At 69.0% G+C, this 14,644-nt stretch carries 17 protein-coding genes; 15 read left to right on the top strand and 2 right to left on the bottom strand.

Translation table 11 applies throughout. The annotated features are described in order from the left end of the window. The first annotated feature begins 27 nt into the window (after nucleotides 1-27). The 3 genes from NMD1_RS20785 (at nucleotide 28) to argC (ending at nucleotide 2,832) form a co-directional block, all read left to right on the top strand. The gene (locus tag NMD1_RS20785; RefSeq protein ID WP_125957280.1) at nucleotides 28-1,434 is read left to right on the top strand and encodes a M17 family metallopeptidase; all 1,407 of its coding nucleotides are present in this window, start codon (nucleotides 28-30) and stop codon (nucleotides 1,432-1,434) included. 94 nt (nucleotides 1,435-1,528) lie between these two features. After that, on the top strand, nucleotides 1,529-1,906 hold the full coding sequence (locus tag NMD1_RS21300; RefSeq protein WP_307547488.1) for an SH3 domain-containing protein: 378 nt from the start codon (nucleotides 1,529-1,531) through the stop codon (nucleotides 1,904-1,906). After that, nucleotides 1,903-2,832 (top strand): N-acetyl-gamma-glutamyl-phosphate reductase, encoded by a 930-nt coding sequence (gene argC, locus NMD1_RS20775; RefSeq protein ID WP_125957144.1) that lies wholly within the window; start codon nucleotides 1,903-1,905, stop codon nucleotides 2,830-2,832. Before NMD1_RS21300 ends, argC begins: the two co-directional genes overlap by 4 nt. Nucleotides 2,833-2,983: 151 nt before the next feature. On the opposite strand, the gene NMD1_RS20770 is transcribed toward argC, so the two are convergent. Further along, on the bottom strand, nucleotides 2,984-3,301 hold the full coding sequence (locus NMD1_RS20770; RefSeq protein WP_124809006.1) for a 2Fe-2S iron-sulfur cluster-binding protein: 318 nt from the start codon (nucleotides 3,299-3,301) through the stop codon (nucleotides 2,984-2,986). 114 nt (nucleotides 3,302-3,415) lie between these two features. Between NMD1_RS20770 and NMD1_RS20765 the strand changes: the two genes are divergently transcribed. Both NMD1_RS20765 and NMD1_RS20760 read left to right on the top strand, forming a co-directional pair. Further along, nucleotides 3,416-4,033 carry a DNA-3-methyladenine glycosylase gene (locus tag NMD1_RS20765; protein WP_124809007.1) on the top strand — a complete coding sequence of 206 codons (618 nt, stop codon included), beginning with the start codon at nucleotides 3,416-3,418 and terminating at the stop codon, nucleotides 4,031-4,033. Nucleotides 4,034-4,126: 93 nt separating this feature from the next. Continuing rightward, nucleotides 4,127-4,930 carry an SDR family oxidoreductase gene (locus NMD1_RS20760; RefSeq protein ID WP_125957142.1) on the top strand — a complete coding sequence of 268 codons (804 nt, stop codon included), beginning with the start codon at nucleotides 4,127-4,129 and terminating at the stop codon, nucleotides 4,928-4,930. A 142-nt stretch (nucleotides 4,931-5,072) separates the two neighbouring features. On the opposite strand, the gene NMD1_RS20755 is transcribed toward NMD1_RS20760, so the two are convergent. Continuing rightward, entirely contained in the window at nucleotides 5,073-5,363 is a 291-nt protein-coding gene (locus tag NMD1_RS20755) for a 4a-hydroxytetrahydrobiopterin dehydratase (protein ID WP_125957140.1), read from the bottom strand. A gap of 47 nt (nucleotides 5,364-5,410) precedes the next feature. Here NMD1_RS20755 and ccmA point away from each other — a divergent pair, with 47 nt between their 5' ends. From ccmA to NMD1_RS20705, 10 genes are all read left to right on the top strand, one after another. After that, nucleotides 5,411-5,986: a heme ABC exporter ATP-binding protein CcmA gene (gene ccmA / locus NMD1_RS20750; RefSeq protein WP_125957138.1), complete on the top strand. Its 576-nt coding sequence runs from the start codon at nucleotides 5,411-5,413 to the stop codon at nucleotides 5,984-5,986. Beyond that, nucleotides 5,983-6,645, top strand: a complete 663-nt coding sequence (gene ccmB, locus NMD1_RS20745) for a heme exporter protein CcmB (protein ID WP_124809011.1) — start codon at nucleotides 5,983-5,985, stop codon at nucleotides 6,643-6,645. The genes ccmA and ccmB overlap by 4 nt, the downstream gene beginning before the upstream one ends. 94 nt (nucleotides 6,646-6,739) lie before the next feature. Further along, nucleotides 6,740-7,750 (top strand): cysteine synthase A, encoded by a 1,011-nt coding sequence (locus NMD1_RS20740; RefSeq protein ID WP_125957135.1) that lies wholly within the window; start codon nucleotides 6,740-6,742, stop codon nucleotides 7,748-7,750. Nucleotides 7,751-7,765: 15 nt separating this feature from the next. Then, nucleotides 7,766-8,161, top strand: coding sequence for a hypothetical protein (locus tag NMD1_RS20735; RefSeq protein WP_125957133.1), 396 nt, complete (start codon nucleotides 7,766-7,768; stop codon nucleotides 8,159-8,161). Between the two features lie 14 nt (nucleotides 8,162-8,175). Continuing rightward, nucleotides 8,176-8,937, top strand: coding sequence for an ABC transporter (locus tag NMD1_RS20730; protein ID WP_125957130.1), 762 nt, complete (start codon nucleotides 8,176-8,178; stop codon nucleotides 8,935-8,937). Nucleotides 8,938-9,200: 263 nt separating this feature from the next. Continuing rightward, complete coding sequence (locus NMD1_RS20725) at nucleotides 9,201-9,755, top strand: division/cell wall cluster transcriptional repressor MraZ (protein WP_206694638.1); 555 nt, start codon at nucleotides 9,201-9,203, stop codon at nucleotides 9,753-9,755. Continuing rightward, a complete protein-coding gene (rsmH, locus tag NMD1_RS20720; RefSeq protein WP_233497901.1) occupies nucleotides 9,752-10,750 on the top strand; it encodes a 16S rRNA (cytosine(1402)-N(4))-methyltransferase RsmH in 999 nt (332 codons plus the stop codon). The genes NMD1_RS20725 and rsmH overlap by 4 nt, the downstream gene beginning before the upstream one ends. Beyond that, nucleotides 10,747-11,427, top strand: coding sequence for a hypothetical protein (locus NMD1_RS20715; RefSeq protein ID WP_125957128.1), 681 nt, complete (start codon nucleotides 10,747-10,749; stop codon nucleotides 11,425-11,427). The genes rsmH and NMD1_RS20715 overlap by 4 nt, the downstream gene beginning before the upstream one ends. Next, nucleotides 11,424-13,166 carry a penicillin-binding protein 2 gene (locus tag NMD1_RS20710; protein WP_125957126.1) on the top strand — a complete coding sequence of 581 codons (1,743 nt, stop codon included), beginning with the start codon at nucleotides 11,424-11,426 and terminating at the stop codon, nucleotides 13,164-13,166. Before NMD1_RS20715 ends, NMD1_RS20710 begins: the two co-directional genes overlap by 4 nt. After that, nucleotides 13,163-14,644 (top strand): UDP-N-acetylmuramoyl-L-alanyl-D-glutamate--2,6-diaminopimelate ligase, encoded by a 1,482-nt coding sequence (locus NMD1_RS20705; protein WP_125957124.1) that lies wholly within the window; start codon nucleotides 13,163-13,165, stop codon nucleotides 14,642-14,644. Before NMD1_RS20710 ends, NMD1_RS20705 begins: the two co-directional genes overlap by 4 nt.

Below are 14,644 nucleotides of genomic sequence, written 5' to 3'. Positions count from 1 at the left end.
CACGGCTGCGGCAAGGTCCGCCGCAACATGAACGACCGCACGCCCTTGAACCAGCCCACATTGATCCAACCTGACCGGGGACAGGCCGCCACCGCGCTCCACCTGGTCGACAAGGCGTCCTTCGCCGCATGGCAGAAGGCGCGCTCCCCCGGCCAGCGCGCGATCCTGGCCGCGCAGAAGTTCGAAGGCACGGCCGGCGAAGTCGCGATCCTGCCCGATGGCGATGGCTGGTTCGCGGCCGGCGGCGTTGCCGATGGCGCGGGGCTCACCAGCTGGTGCCTGGCGAAGCTCGCCGAAACCCTGCCCGGCGGCACGTACCGGCTGGCGAACGGAGAGGCTGGCAAGGCGCTGCACGGCTGGGTCACCGGCCAGTACCGTTTCGACCGCTACCGCAAGGATGCCAGTGGCGGCGAACCGCGCGTGCTGCTGACCAAGGATGCCAAGGCGATCGATCCGGCGCTGGCCGAGGCGGCGGCGGTCACCATGGTGCGCGATCTCGTCAACACGCCGGCCGAAGACATGGGGCCGGCGCAGCTCGAAGCCGAGGCGCGCGCGCTGGCCAAGGCGCACCACGCGCAGATCCACGTCTTCGCGGGCGACGTGCTGGAGCGCGATTACCCGATGGTCCATGCCGTCGGCCGCGCCGCCGCGCGCAGCCATGCCCCGCGCCTGATCGAGCTGGTCTGGGGCGATCCGAAGCACCCGCGCATTGCCGTGGTGGGCAAGGGCGTGTGTTTCGATTCGGGCGGGCTGGACATCAAGCCGTCCTCGGGCATGGCGCTGATGAAAAAGGACATGGGCGGCGCCGCGCACGCGCTGGCGCTGGCCGGCCTGATCATGCAGACCGGTCTCAGGATAAACCTGCATCTGCTTGTTCCGGCGGTGGAAAACGCGATTTCCGGCAACGCCTTCCGGCCCGGCGACATTCTGCGCACGCGGCAGGGGATGAGCGTGGAGATCACCAACACCGATGCGGAAGGGCGGCTGGTGCTGGGCGATGCGCTCGCGCGCGCCAGCGAGGACAAGCCTGAACTCGTGATCGATTTCGCCACGCTGACCGGCGCGGCCCGCGTCGCGCTGGGGCCGGACTTGCCCGCGATGTTCGCGCGGCAGGACGGCACGGCCGAGGCCCTGCTGCGCGCCGGGCTGGAGCGCGACGATCCGTGCTGGCGCCTGCCGCTGCATGATGGCTATCGCGAATACCTGAAGTCCGATGTGGCCGACATCATGAACAGCCACGCCAATGGTTTCGCCGGATCGAGCGTCGCCGCGCTGTTCCTCGATCGCTTCGTGGGCGAGGGGATCGACTGGGTGCATTTCGATACTTTCGCGTGGCGTCCGGCGGCCAAGCCGGGGCGGCCCAAGGGGGGCGAGGCGCTGGGCCTGCGTGCGGCCTGGGGGCTGCTGCTCGACCGCTATGGCCAGCCGGCGTAGCGCGTCCGACGGACCGGAGCGGAAGGGCCAGCCCTTGAATGAGGGGGCCGGGCCGTATAAGCGCGCGCTTTTCCGCTTCCGGGGACATGCCGAATTGACCATCGAGTCCGCCTTGATCGACCAGTCCGCCCTTTCGGGCGATGCCGTACCCGCCGAACAGCTCGCGCTGTCAGGCCCGGTGCCGCGCCTGGAAGCGGACCATATCCCGGTGCGAGGCGATCTGGCGCACATCCGTCTGGCGGGTAAAGTCTTCGTGCCGCACTATTCGGTGCCGCTGCCGCGCGTGATCGCGGCGGGCGGAACCGAGCTGCGCCGCGCCGGGCGTGACGATGCCGATGTGATGGCGCCGCTGGATGCGGGCACCGCATTCAACGTGCTCGACATGGCGGGCAACTGGGCCTGGGGGCAGGTCGGCGTGGACGGGCTGGTCGGCTACGTGCCGCTGGCCGCGCTGGCGGAGCCGGGCGCGTGACCACCTCCGTCTTCATCGATGGCGCGGCGGGCACGACCGGCCTCGAGATCGCCGATCGGCTGGCCGACCGGCCCGAATTTACCCTGATCGCGCTGGACGAGGCGCGTCGCAAGGACGATGCCGCGCGGGCCGAGGCGATCAACGCTGCCGATGTCGTGATCCTGTGCTTGCCCGATGATGCGGCGAAGGCGGCCGTGGCGATGATCGCCAACGACCGCACCCGCGTGATCGATGCCTCCACCGCGCACCGCGTGGCGGAAGGGTGGACCTATGGCCTGCCCGAGATCGTCGGGCGCGAAGCGGTCGCCAATGCCAAGCGCATTTCCAATCCGGGCTGCTACCCCACCGGCTTCATCGCGCTGGTCGCGCCGCTGGTGCGCGCGGGCCTGCTGCCTACGGCGTGGCCTTATAGCTGCAACGCCGTGTCCGGCTATTCGGGCGGCGGCAAGGCGCTGATCGCCCGCTTCGAACAGGACCGCGACATCGCCTGGCGTGGCTATGGCCTGGCCTTCGGGCACAAGCATGTGCCGGAAATGCAGCAATACGCGCACCTCGCCATCGCGCCGCTGTTCAGCCCGGCGGTGGTGCCGGCGCATCGCGGCATGATCGTGGAAGTGCCACTGCCGCTGTCGATCATTCCCGGCAACCCCGCGCCCGATCTGCTGCGCGCTGCGCTCACGCAGTTTTACGCCGGCTCGCCCATCATCACGGTGGCGCAGGAGTCGCCGGCGGACGGCGAACTGCTGTTGCGCGGATCGATGGAGCCGTGGGACGGGCTGGAACTGCACGTCATCGCCAGCGCCGACGGCGCACAGGCGCGGCTGGTGGCGCGACTCGACAATCTCGGCAAGGGCGCCAGCGGCGCGGCGGTGCAAAGCCTCAACCTGATCGCCGGCCTCGAAGAGACGGCGGGCCTGCGCCTGTAGGGGCATCCGCCTGCCCGTCATTCCAATCCCCCGTCATCCCAGCGAAAGCTGGGATCTCAGACGGCCGGGCCGAACCTATCAGGGGTTTCCATCAACGGCCCGAGATCCCGGCCTGCGCCGGGATGACGGACCTCGGGATGACGGTTGGTACTCAGTCTTCCGGCGCGATGGTGATCTTCAGGCCTTCCAGTTCGCCGGTGATCTGGATCTGGCAGGACAGGCGCGACTGGTCGTTGCGGTGGTCCGAGCTGTCGAGCAGGTCGTTCTCGTCTTCGCTCATCGGCGCGATCTTGCCGGCGAAGGCAGGGTCGACATAGACGTGGCAGGTCGCGCACGAGCAGCAGCCGCCGCACAGCGCCAGCAGTTCGTCGAAACCGTTGTCGCGGATCGCTTCCATCACCGAAAGGCCGGCGTCGGCGTCCACGGTCTTTTCTTCACCAGCACGATTGACAACGACAATCTTGGGCATCGCTTGCGTCTCCGTTCAGGGACGGAATCCGCCCCCCTGTTCCCGTTTGGAAGCGGCTGCTAATGAGTGCCCCCGGCTTTGGCAAGCCGGTCTGCGCGAAAGGATGGAACGCCCGTGGGTTTGACTGCCGATGCCATTGCCACCGGGCTCGATCACATCGCCGCGCGTTCGCCCCGGATTGCGACCGCGCTTGGCCGGGTCGGCTATCCGGAACCGCGCATCCGCGCCACCGGCTACCGCACCTTGCTGCGCACCATCGTCGGCCAGCAGGTCAGCGTTTCGGCGGCGGCGTCGGTCTGGGCCAAGCTGGAGGCGCTGCTGGGCGACGACATGCCGCCGCACGATCTGCTCGCCGCCGATTTCGACGCGCTGCGCGCCTGCGGCCTGTCACGCCAGAAGCAGGGCTACGCCCGGTCGCTGTGCGAACTGGTTGTGTCTGGCGCGCTCGATCTCGAAAACCTGCCGGCGGATGACGAGGAGGCGATCGCCGAACTCGTGCGGATCAAGGGCATCGGCCGCTGGTCCGCCGAAATCTACCTGCTGTTCGCGGAAGGGCGGCCCGACATCTGGCCGGCGGGTGATCTGGCGGTGCAGGTTGGCCTCGGCAAGCTGCTGGGGCTGGAGGAGCGGCCCGACGAAAAAAGCACCCGCGCCCTGGCCGAGGACTGGCGCCCCCATCGCGGCGCGGCGGCGATCTTCACATGGCACTGCTACAACAACCCCGCGCTCTGACCGCTCGCATCTTGTAAGTTCGCCGCCGCTGTAGGATGAGTTGCGCATAACAACGCAATTTGAACGGCCAATTACGGAGGGGCTTGGGCATTCATGGCACGCAAGGCAATCTTCATCACCGGCGGCGCATCGGGCATCGGCCGCGCCGTGGCGCAGCGGTTCGGGCGCGAAGGCTGGTTCGTGGGTATCGCCGATATCAACGAGGCGGGCATGGCGGAAACCGCCGCGCTCCTGCCGGCGGGTGCCAGTTCGATCCACAAGCTCGACGTGCGCGATCGCGCTGCGTGGGATGCGGTGCTGGCCGATTTCGCGCGCGCCGCCGGGGGCGGTATCGACGTGGTGTTCAACAATGCCGGCATCCCCATCGGCGGGCAGCTCGCCGACCTGGGCGTGGACGAGGTCGAGCGCACGCTCGACATCAACCTTAAGGGCATGATCTTCGGGGCGCAGGCCGCCTATCCCTGGCTCAAGCGGAGCGCGCCGGGAAGCTGCCTGCTCAACACCGCCAGCGCGGCCGGCATCTATGGCACGCCCGGCGCCTCGGTCTATACCGCCACCAAGTTCGGGGTGCGCGGGCTGACCGAATCGCTTGATGCCGAATGGGCGCCCGACGGCATCGAGGTCCGCGATCTGATGCCCGGCTTCATCGATACGCCATTGCTCGATCACGCACCGAACCGGGCCTCGAACGAGGATATTCGCGGCCGTGTCAAGGAAGCCGGGCTGGAAATCACGCCGGTTTCGCACGTGGCGGACGCGGCATGGGCGGCCATCCACGGCCAGACGCTGCATACGCTGGTCGGCGCTACCGCGCGCAAGCTGGCCTTCGGCGCGCGCTGGCTGCCCGGCCGCGTGCGCAAGCAGGGCCGGGCGAGCCTGCGTCCGCTGGGGGGGTGAACACGTCGCGCGGAAGGATACGCGGGCTCGCCCACCCCGCTGCGACTAACGCCGCCTGCAGCGGCGCAAGTCTCGCTCCCCTCCCGCTTGCGGGAGGGGTTGGGGGTGGGAACACTTTCGTCGTTTTCGACCTTCGTCCCGCTTAGACGAACGTCTCGATCATCGTCGCCAGCGCCACGTCGCGCGTGCTCAGGCCGCCGGCGTCGTGCGTGGTCAGCGTGATTTCCACGCGGTTGTACACGTTGAACCATTCGGGGTGGTGATCCGCCTTTTCGGCATGGATCGCCACGCGCGCCATGAAGCCGAAGGCTTGGGCGAAATCGGCGAAGCGGAACGTCTTGACGATGGCGAGTCCGTCTTCGCGCAGCGCCCAGCCGGGCAGGCGGGCCAGGGCTTCGTCGCGTTCGGCGTCGGTCAGGCGGGCAATCGACATCTGGCTCTCCTTGGCAGTTGCCGCGCTTTCCCCTATCGAGCCGGTCCATGCAAGCCTGCCATCTCGCCGCCCGTGACATCGCCTGCCGGCGCGGCGACCGCGTGCTGTTCAAGGGGCTGTCATTTTCGGTGCAGGGCGGCGAGGCGCTGCACCTTGCCGGGCCGAACGGCATTGGCAAATCCAGCCTGATCCGCATCCTCGCCGGCCTGCTGCGCCCTTTTGCCGGTACCGTCGAGCGCGAGGGCGCGCTGGCGCTGTCCGATGAACGGCTCGCGCTCGACGGGCACCAGCCGCTGGACGCGGCGCTGGCGTTCTGGCGACGGATCGACGGCAGCGGGGACGAGGGCGCGGATTTCGGCCTCGAAGACCTGCTCGACGTGCCCGTGCGCTACTTGTCCACCGGCCAGCGCAAGCGCGCCGCGCTCGCCCGCGTCGCCGCCAGCCAGGCCGCGATCTGGCTGCTCGACGAACCGCTCAACGGGCTGGACACGCAATGGGCCGCCGTGGCGCAGGAGCGCATCGCCGCGCATCTTGCGGGCGGCGGCGCGGTGGTGATCGCCTCGCACCAGCCGCTCGCGCTCGCCGGGGTGCGACAGCTGGCGCTGCGGGATTACGTCGCATGATCGCGCGTCTCTGGCCGATCTTCACGCGTGATCTGGCGCTGCTGCTGCGCGGCGCGCAGGGGCGGGGCGGGGCGGTGCTGCCGCTGCTGTTCTTCCTCGCGGTCGCCATGCTGTTTCCCTTCGCGGTGGGGCCGGACGCGCGGCTGCTCGGCCGCACCGGCGCGGGCGTGATCTGGGTGGCGGCGTTGCTCGCCGCGATCCTCCCGCTCGACCGGCTGGTGGAGCCGGACCTTGAGGCGGGTTTCTTCGATCAATGGGCCTTGCGCGGCATTGCCGAAGAGGCGCTGCTGCTGGTGCGGATCATCGCGCACTGGATCAGCTTCGGGGTGCCGCTGCTGCTGGCCGCGCCGCTTTCCGCCGGCCTGCTTTCGCTCGATGCCGGGCAGTTGCGCGTGGTCGAACTGGGGCTGCTGCTGGGCACGCCGGGGCTGGCCGCGATCGGCGTGACCATCGCGGCGCTTACCGCTGGCCTGCGCGCGGGCGCGGCGCTGGGGGGGCTGCTGGCGATCCCGTTGGCGGTGCCGCTGCTGATCTTCGGCGCGGGCTCGCTCCAGCCGGGTGGGGAGGGTGGCCTGCTCCTGCTCGCCGCGACAAGCCTGGCCGCGCTGGCCATCGCGCCCTTCGCCGGGGGCGCGGCCATCCGCGCCGGCCGGGAGTAAAGCGGTCCGGAACGATCGGTCGAAAGCGGGATTTGTCGCGGACCAAGCCGCAAACGGATTGCGGAACGCACACGGGCCGCCTAACTCCTTGACCATGACCGTACCCGTCCTTCTTCCCGACACGCTTTCGCTCATCGGCAACACCCCGCTCGTTCGGCTTAAGGGGCCAAGCGAGGAAGCGGGGTGCGACATCTTCGGCAAGTGCGAATTCGCCAACCCCGGCGCGTCGGTGAAGGACCGGGCCGCACTGTGGATCGTGCGCGATGCCGAGGAGAAGGGCCTGCTCCAGCCCGGCGGCACGATCGTCGAAGGCACGGCGGGCAACACCGGCATCGGCCTCGCGCTCGTCGCCAACGCGCTCGGCTACAAGACCGTGATCGTCATGCCCGAAACGCAATCGCGCGAGAAGATGGACACGCTGCGCGCGCTGCGCGCCGAACTCGTGCTCGTTCCCGCCGCGCCGTTTTCCAATCCCGGCCACTTCGTCCACACCTCGCGCCGCATCGCCGAGGAGACCGAAGGCGCGATCTGGGCCAACCAGTTCGACAATATCGCCAACCGCCGCGCGCACATCGAAAGCACCGCGCCCGAAATCTGGGAGCAGATGGAGCACCGCATCGACGGCTTTACCTGCGCGGCGGGCACAGGCGGCACGATCGCCGGCACCAGTCTGGGCCTCAAGGCGTTCGATGAGGACATCACGATCGCGCTCACCGATCCGCACGGCGCGGCGCTTTACAACTACTACGCCTGCGGTGAGTTGAAGGCCGAAGGATCGTCGGTGGCCGAAGGGATCGGGCAGGGGCGCATCACCGCCAACCTCGAAGGCGCGCCGATCGATACCCAGTTCCGCATCTCGGACGAGGAAGGCCTGCTGTGGGTCAGCCGCTTGCTGGCCGAGGAAGGGCTGTGCCTTGGCCTGTCGAGCGGGATCAACGTGGCCGGCGCGGTGGCGCTGGGGCGCAAGCTGGTGGCGGAAGGGCGGCCGCACCCGCGCGTGGCCACGATCCTGTGCGACACCGGCTTCCGCTACCTGTCCTCGCTCTACAACCCGGAATGGCTGAAGGCCAAGAATCTGCCGGTATTTCCATGGCTGCAACAATAGGATAATCTGCCCGGGATGGCTCTTTTCGGCTTCCCTTCGCGTCGATCCGGCCGCGCCGCGCAATCCGTGCCGGGCGCGGGCCATGGCGCGGCGCAGGCGGGCGGCATGGCGAAGGCGCCCATTCACCACGTTCCGCCCACTCCGCGCGAACTGCGCGCGCAAGTGGTCCACCGCCTCCAGATCGGGCTGTTCGGGCTGGCGGCGATGCTGCTGCTCGTAGGCCTGGCCAACGTCATTCTCGATCGCGCCTACATGGCCGATGCTTCGGCCGTGGCCGATCCCGACGCGTCCGCATCGGCCAGCACCACGCCGGCGAACGATCCGCTGGTCGACATGGGTGTGACGCCGGAACTGCCAGCGGCCAACCGTCCGGCCGACAAGACGGCGCCCGCCGCCGCGCCCCAGCACTGATTTCCGTCGCGCGCATGGCTGTATCGCGCCGGTGGCGCTTCGGTGCGGCGCTGCTGGTCTGCGCGCTGGTGGTGGGCGCGGGTGTGGCGTGGAAATCCAGCGGCTCGCGCGCGGTCTCCGCGCAGGAGCGTCCGCGCCTGATGCTGTTCACCAGCCTGCCGATCCTGTGGAACGAAACGCCGGACCTGGCCGCCATGCTGCGCGCCGATGCACCGCCGCACTGGGCGCGCCGCGCGCTGGAAGCACACTACACGCTCGTCGCGCGCGATACGCTGCTGGCCCCGCCGCTGGACGCGCGCTTCCTGCTGCTGGCGCAACCCCGTCCGCTCGCGCCGCAGGAGAATGTCGCGCTGGATGACTGGGTGCGGGCGGGGGGGCGTCTGCTGCTGTTCGCCGATCCGATGCTCACGGCGGACAGCACCTATGCGCTGGGCGATCGCCGCCGCCCGCAGGACATCGTGCTGCTTTCGCCGATCCTCGCGCGCTGGGGGCTGGAACTGCGCTTCGACGAGGATCAGCCGGCGGGCGAGCATGACGCGGCGCGGGAAAGCGCGGGCGCTGCGCTTCCCGTCAATCTGCCCGGGCAGCTCGCGCCGCGCCCGGGCGGGCATGACGCGCGATGCGCGATCGTGCGCGAAGGGCTGGTTGCGCGCTGCCGGATCGGGCGGGGCCGTGCGCTGATCGTGGCCGATGCCGCGCTGTTCGAACCCTCCGACGCCGACGGAAAGCGCGCGGCGGCGCTGGATTCGTTGCTGGAAGACGCGTTCGCGGGCTGAGCCGGCGACTCCACGGGAAAATACGGGAAAGGCGGAGGGGCTTAGGTGCGGGGTCGCACGAGTCCCGCATTTTTTGGGCGTTTCCAGATAGAAACAAATCAAGTACAACGTGCAACATTGCGATGAAGCGTGTGGAAAAAGTGCTTGGGATTCAGGTTCTGGACGTAATTTCCCGCATTTTCCCCTTTCCGCCCGTGATGTCCCCGGTTAATGATGGTCCATCGGGATGAACTCCAGGCCGTATCCGCGGGGGATCGGCCGGCTTGCGCGCGAGCGTGGGCCGGGGGTGGAGCCTTTCGTCTTCGAGCGGGGTATTCGGCGTGGCGGGAGGGCCGTCAAATTACGTGGGACAGGGCTTTTCGCCGCGCGGCGAAAAGGGTCGCTTCGTCCTGCCCTCCGATTTCCGCGCCGATGTCCGCGACGCGTCTGACGGTCAGCGCATCCTCTGCATCGACAAGCATCACCGCCTGCCCTGCCTGGTCGGCTTCGGCCTTTCCCGCAGCGAACAGTTCGCCGCCGACATCGACCGCGAAGAGGACAAGGCGCTTCGCCTCGGCCTTGACTTCGATCGCGACATGCGCGCCGCGCAGCTTTACGGCTTCCACCGCGCCAGCTTCGACGATTCCGGCCGCTTCGTCCTGCCCGACCACCTCGCCGAACTTGGCCAGGTGGAGGACGGCCTGTTCTTCCAGGGTGGCGGCACCCAGATCACCATCTGGAATCCCCGCATCCTGCTCGACATGGGGCCGGGCTGGGAAGCGGCGCAGGCCGGTTGCCGTGCCAAGATGGCGGATCTGGCGAAGGGGAAGCGCAAGTGACCGCGCCCCTGCCTTCGTCCGAAACCGGTCCCGCAACCGGATTCGGCCCGCACGTTCCCGTCCTGCTCGATGAAGTGGTGGAAGCGCTCGCGCCGTCGCCGGGCGACGTGATCGTCGATGCCACGTTCGGCGCGGGCGGCTATACCCGCCGCCTGCTTGCCGCCGGTGCCACCGTCCATGCCTTCGATCGCGATCCCGACGCGATCGCCGCCGGGCGGCGCTGGCCCGAGGCGCAGGGCGATGCGCCGCGCCTGGTGCTGCATCCGCGCCGGTTCTCGGAGCTGGCCGAAGGGCTGGCTGAAGCCGGTGTCACCGCTGTGCAGGGCGTGGTCTTCGACATCGGCGTCAGCTCGATGCAGCTCGATCAGGCCGCGCGCGGCTTCGCGTTCTCGTCGGACGGCCCGCTTGACATGCGCATGTCGCAGGACGGGCCGAGCGCGGCCGATTTCCTCAACGAGGCGGACGAGCAGGCGATCGCCGACGTGCTCTACCGCTATGGCGAGGAGCGCCAGTCGCGCCGCGTGGCGCGCGCGATCGTGGCGGCGCGTCCGCTGGAAACCACCGGCCAGCTTGCCGCCGTGGTGCGCAAGGCGCTGGGCCATCGCCCCGGCGCGCCCAAGGACCCGGCCACGCGCAGCTTCCAGGCCATCCGCATCCATGTGAACGGCGAACTCGATGAACTCGTCGCCGGGCTGGCCGGAGCGGAACGGATGCTCGCGCAGGGCGGGCGGCTCGCCGTGGTCAGCTTCCACAGCCTGGAAGACCGCATCGTCAAGCAGTTTCTGCGCGAAGCGGCCGGCGCCATGCCCGCTGGATCGCGCCATCTGCCGCAGCTTGCCAGCACCGCGAAGCCGGTTTTCGAAAAGCCTTCGTCCGCCATCCGTCCCACCTCCGCCGAAGAGGCGCGCAACCCGCGTGCCCGCTCCGCCACCTTGCGCTGGGCGGTTCGCACCGCTGCGCCCGCGCGCGCCACATCCGGGAGCCTCGCCGCATGATCGTGACCGCCAACCGCCTGCGTTCGATCGGCTGGGTCGTCCTGCTCGCGCTGTGCGGTGCGGTGGTGCTGGCGCTGTCGTTCCGCGTCAACGCGCTGCGCAGCCAGGTGCATCGCGCGGAGCAGCGCATCGTCGCGCTCAAGCAGGAGAAGATGTACCTCGAAACCGAATTCGAAACGCGCGCCAACCAGCAGCAGCTCAAGTCGTGGAACGACATCGAATTCGGCTATGTGGCACCCACCGCCGGGCAGTATCTTGAAAACGAACGGCAACTCGCCTCGCTCAGCAAGCCGGCCGATCCGGATGCACCCGCGCCGATCCGCGTCGCCTCGGCCGATGACAGCGTGATCGCCTCGGCCGCGTTCCCCACGATGGTCTCGCCGCTCACCGGCAAGTCGGCGCAGGCGGAAGAAGCGATCGCGCAGACCGACGCGCCGGCGGCGCATGTCGATCACGCCACGGCCACCGCCGCGCTGGGTGAACGGCTCGGCACGGTCGGCCGTCCGCGCGCTGCCGAAGGCGCAACGCCCGCCGCGAAGAAGAAGGCGGCCAAGACCGCTAACGGCAAATCTGTGGACAAGGGAGGCTCCGCCAAGTCCTCCGCCTCGCGCTCGGCCAGCGCCGCTGGCAAGCCCCGGACGGGAACGCCGCACAAGGAGGGCAGGATCAGCCGGTGAACGCGCTAACCGCATCCGCCGCGATCGCATCGGGCCGGGTCCAGCTGGCCAATGTCCGTCAGAGCGCGCTGCTGACGGCCAAAAAACGCGCACTCTTTATCCTGCTCGCTTTCGTGTTCCTGACGGCCACGGCGCTTATGCGCGTCGTCCAGATCGGGTTGTTCGAAGGCAGCCCTGACCGGCGCTCGATGGCCGATGCGCTGGTGCCCGAACGCGGCGAGATCACCGACCGCAACGGCGTCGCGCTGGCGCGGGCGTTTCCGTCCTATTCGCTGTGGTACAACCCCAAGGCGTTCGGCGAAAAGGGCGGCAGCCCGCTGGTCAAGACGCCCGAAGAAGTGGCGCGCGCGCTGGTCCAGATCTTTCCCGATGCGGACTATGACGATCTCGTCCGCCGCCTGAAGTCCGACAAGCCCAGCTACCTGCGCAAGCGTGTCCTGCCCGAAGAGGCCAACCACGTCTTTGCCCTGGGCGAACCCGCGCTGGAATTCCCGCGCGAGAACCAGCGGTACTATCCGCAGGGCTCGCTCGCGGCGAACGTACTGGGCTTCGTCGATCTGGCGGGCAAGGGCCATGTCGGCATGGAGCAGGTGCTGGAACCGCGCCTGCTCGATCCGGCGCAGCGCGCGAATCCCGTGGCGCTGTCGATCGATGCGCGGGCTCAGGGCGCGCTCGAAGACGAACTCGGCCGGGGTATGCTGGAAAGCAACGCCAAAGGCGCGGCCGGCATCATCCTCGATGTCGATACCGGCGAAGTGATCGCGCTCGCATCGCTGCCCTCGTTCAATCCCAACCGCAGCGATCGTGTGTTCAACGGCCTGGTGTTCAACCGCGTGTCGAACCAGGTCTATGAACTCGGCTCCACGTTCAAGCCGATTACGGTTGCCGCCGCGATCGACGCCGGGGTCATCACCGATCTGTCGGTGCGCTATCCCACCGGGCCGCTCAATATCGGCGGCTTTACCATTCACGATAGCCACAACTTCGGCCCGTCGCTGAACGTGCCCGAAGCACTGGTTCATTCGTCCAATATCGTCACCGCGCAGATCGCCGACAAGCTCGGCGGACCAGCCCTTCGTCGCACAATGATGCAGCTCGGCATGAACGAGCGGCCCACGATAGAACTGCCTGCGCGGGGCTTCCCTCTCTGGCCCCGGGGAACCGATGCCAAGGGGGACTGGGCGCGGATCACTACGATGACTGTCAGCTACGGCCACGGCATCGCAGTGACCCCGCTCCATCTCGCCAGCGCCTATGCCGCGCTCGTCAACGGCGGCATCTGGCGCCCGGCCACGCTCTACAAGGTCGATCCGGCGCGCGTGCCGCCGGGCCGCCGCGTGTTCAAGGCGTCCACCAGCGCGCGCATCCGGCAACTGCTGCGCATGATCGTGGTGGATGGCACGGGCCGCAAGGCCGACGCTTCGGGCTTCCGTGTCGGCGGCAAGACCGGGTCGGCCGAAAAGCCGGGCGCGGGCGGCTATCGACGGACCTCGCTGGTCGCCACCTTCGCGGCGGCGTTCCCGATGGACAAGCCGCGCTATGTCGTGATCGCCATGCTCGATGAACCGCAGGGCACCGTCGCCACGTCCGGGCAGCGCACGTCGGCGTGGAATGCCGCGCCGATCGTCGGCCGGGTCGTGCCGCGCATCGGGCCGCTGCTGGGCGTCGTGCCCGATGCCAGCCGCGATGTCGATATTACCGACCTGTCGCCGCTGGTCGCCAACGGAGACGGGGAATGAAGTTGGGCATCATCGCGCACGAAGCCGGTTTCGCGCTGCCGAATGGCGCGGACGGCGATGTGACCGGCTTCGCCATCGATCACCGCAAGGTTGCGCCCGGCACCGTGTTCGGCGCGTTTGTGGGCGCGCGTTTCAATGGCGAGGATTTCATCGCCGATGCCGTCGCGGCTGGCGCGGTCGCCGTCGTCGCCCGGCCCGAGGCGACCGTGGTGGGCGCTGTCCATATCGCGGATGCAGAGCCGCGCCGCGCCTTTGCCCGGCTCGCCGCGCGCTTCTTCACGCCCGTTCCCGAAACCGTGGTCGCCGTCACCGGCACCAACGGCAAGACCTCCACGGTAGAGATGACGCGGCAGCTCTGGCGCATGGCCGGCTATTCCGCCGCCTCGATCGGCACGCTGGGCGTGACCACGGCGGACGAATCCGTTTCCACCGGCCTTACCACGCCCGATATCGTCACGTTCCTTGCGAACATGACCGGGCTGGCGCGTGAGGGCGTGACGCATGTCGCCTACGAAGCGTCGAGCCACGGCCTGTCGCAGTACCGCAACGAGGGCCTGCACGTCGTGGCCGGGGCGTTCACCAACCTTAGCCGCGACCATCTCGATTACCACGCGACGATGGATGATTACTTCGCTGCCAAGATGCGTCTGTTCGATGATGTCGTGGCCGATGACGGGACGGCGGTGATCTGGGCGGACGACGATGCCTGGTCCGGCAAGGCCGTGGCCCATGCGGCGGCGCGCGGGCTCAACCTGCTGACGGTCGGCGCGAAGGGCGATGGCATCCGCCTGCTGTCGCGCACGCCCACCCAACTCGGGCAGACGCTGGAGATCGAATACGGCGCCGAAGGCCAGCGCAAGACGCGCAAGGTCAACCTGCCGCTGATCGGCGCCTATCAGGCCGCCAACGCGCTGGTCGCGGCCGGGCTGGTGCTGGCCACTGGTGGCGATGCGGACCGCGCGTTCGAGGCGCTCGGCCGGCTCCAGCCGGTGCGCGGGCGGCTGGAACGCGCCGCGATCAGCCGCGCCGGCGCGCCGGTCTATGTCGATTACGCGCACACCCCCGATGCGATCGAGGCCGCCATCGCCGCGCTTCGTCCGCACGTGAAGGGCCGCCTCATCACCGTGTTCGGCGCGGGCGGGGATCGCGATGGTGGCAAGCGCCCGGAAATGGGCCGCGCCGCCTGCGCCGGCTCCGATCTCGTCATCGTCACCGATGACAATCCGCGCGGCGAAGACCCGGCGGACATCCGCAAGGCCGTGCTCGCCGGCTGCACCGCGGGTGCGCGCGAGATCGGTGATCGCCGTGCGGCCATCGCCGCCGCCATTGCCGAGGCGACCGGGGATGACATCGTGCTGGTCGCCGGCAAGGGCCACGAACAGGGGCAGATCGTGGGCCGGGGCGACGCCACCCGCATCCTGCCGTTCGACGATGTGCAGGTGGCGCGCGAATGCGCCGGACCGGCCGGAGGGACCTGA

This window comes from Novosphingobium sp. MD-1, from assembly GCF_001014975.1.
GTDB lineage: Bacteria > Pseudomonadota > Alphaproteobacteria > Sphingomonadales > Sphingomonadaceae > Novosphingobium.
This window is presented reverse-complemented; position numbering and strand designations above follow the sequence as displayed.

Excerpts from the sequence above, each read along its gene's own strand:
- ccmA (WP_125957138.1), top strand. The coding sequence starts at position 5,411 with ATGCAAGCCTGCCATCTCGCCGCCCGTGACATCGCCTGCCGGCGCGGC.
- NMD1_RS20785 (WP_125957280.1), top strand. The coding sequence starts at position 28 with ATGAACGACCGCACGCCCTTGAACCAGCCCACATTGATCCAACCTGAC.
- NMD1_RS20740 (WP_125957135.1), top strand. The coding sequence starts at position 6,740 with ATGACCGTACCCGTCCTTCTTCCCGACACGCTTTCGCTCATCGGCAAC.
- NMD1_RS20755 (WP_125957140.1), bottom strand. The coding sequence starts at position 5,363 with ATGTCGATTGCCCGCCTGACCGACGCCGAACGCGACGAAGCCCTGGCC.
- NMD1_RS20770 (WP_124809006.1), bottom strand. The coding sequence starts at position 3,301 with ATGCCCAAGATTGTCGTTGTCAATCGTGCTGGTGAAGAAAAGACCGTG.
- NMD1_RS20760 (WP_125957142.1), top strand. The coding sequence starts at position 4,127 with ATGGCACGCAAGGCAATCTTCATCACCGGCGGCGCATCGGGCATCGGC.
- NMD1_RS20730 (WP_125957130.1), top strand. The coding sequence starts at position 8,176 with ATGGCTGTATCGCGCCGGTGGCGCTTCGGTGCGGCGCTGCTGGTCTGC.
- ccmB (WP_124809011.1), top strand. The coding sequence starts at position 5,983 with ATGATCGCGCGTCTCTGGCCGATCTTCACGCGTGATCTGGCGCTGCTG.
- NMD1_RS20735 (WP_125957133.1), top strand. The coding sequence starts at position 7,766 with ATGGCTCTTTTCGGCTTCCCTTCGCGTCGATCCGGCCGCGCCGCGCAA.
- NMD1_RS20705 (WP_125957124.1), top strand. The coding sequence starts at position 13,163 with ATGAAGTTGGGCATCATCGCGCACGAAGCCGGTTTCGCGCTGCCGAAT.
- NMD1_RS20715 (WP_125957128.1), top strand. The coding sequence starts at position 10,747 with ATGATCGTGACCGCCAACCGCCTGCGTTCGATCGGCTGGGTCGTCCTG.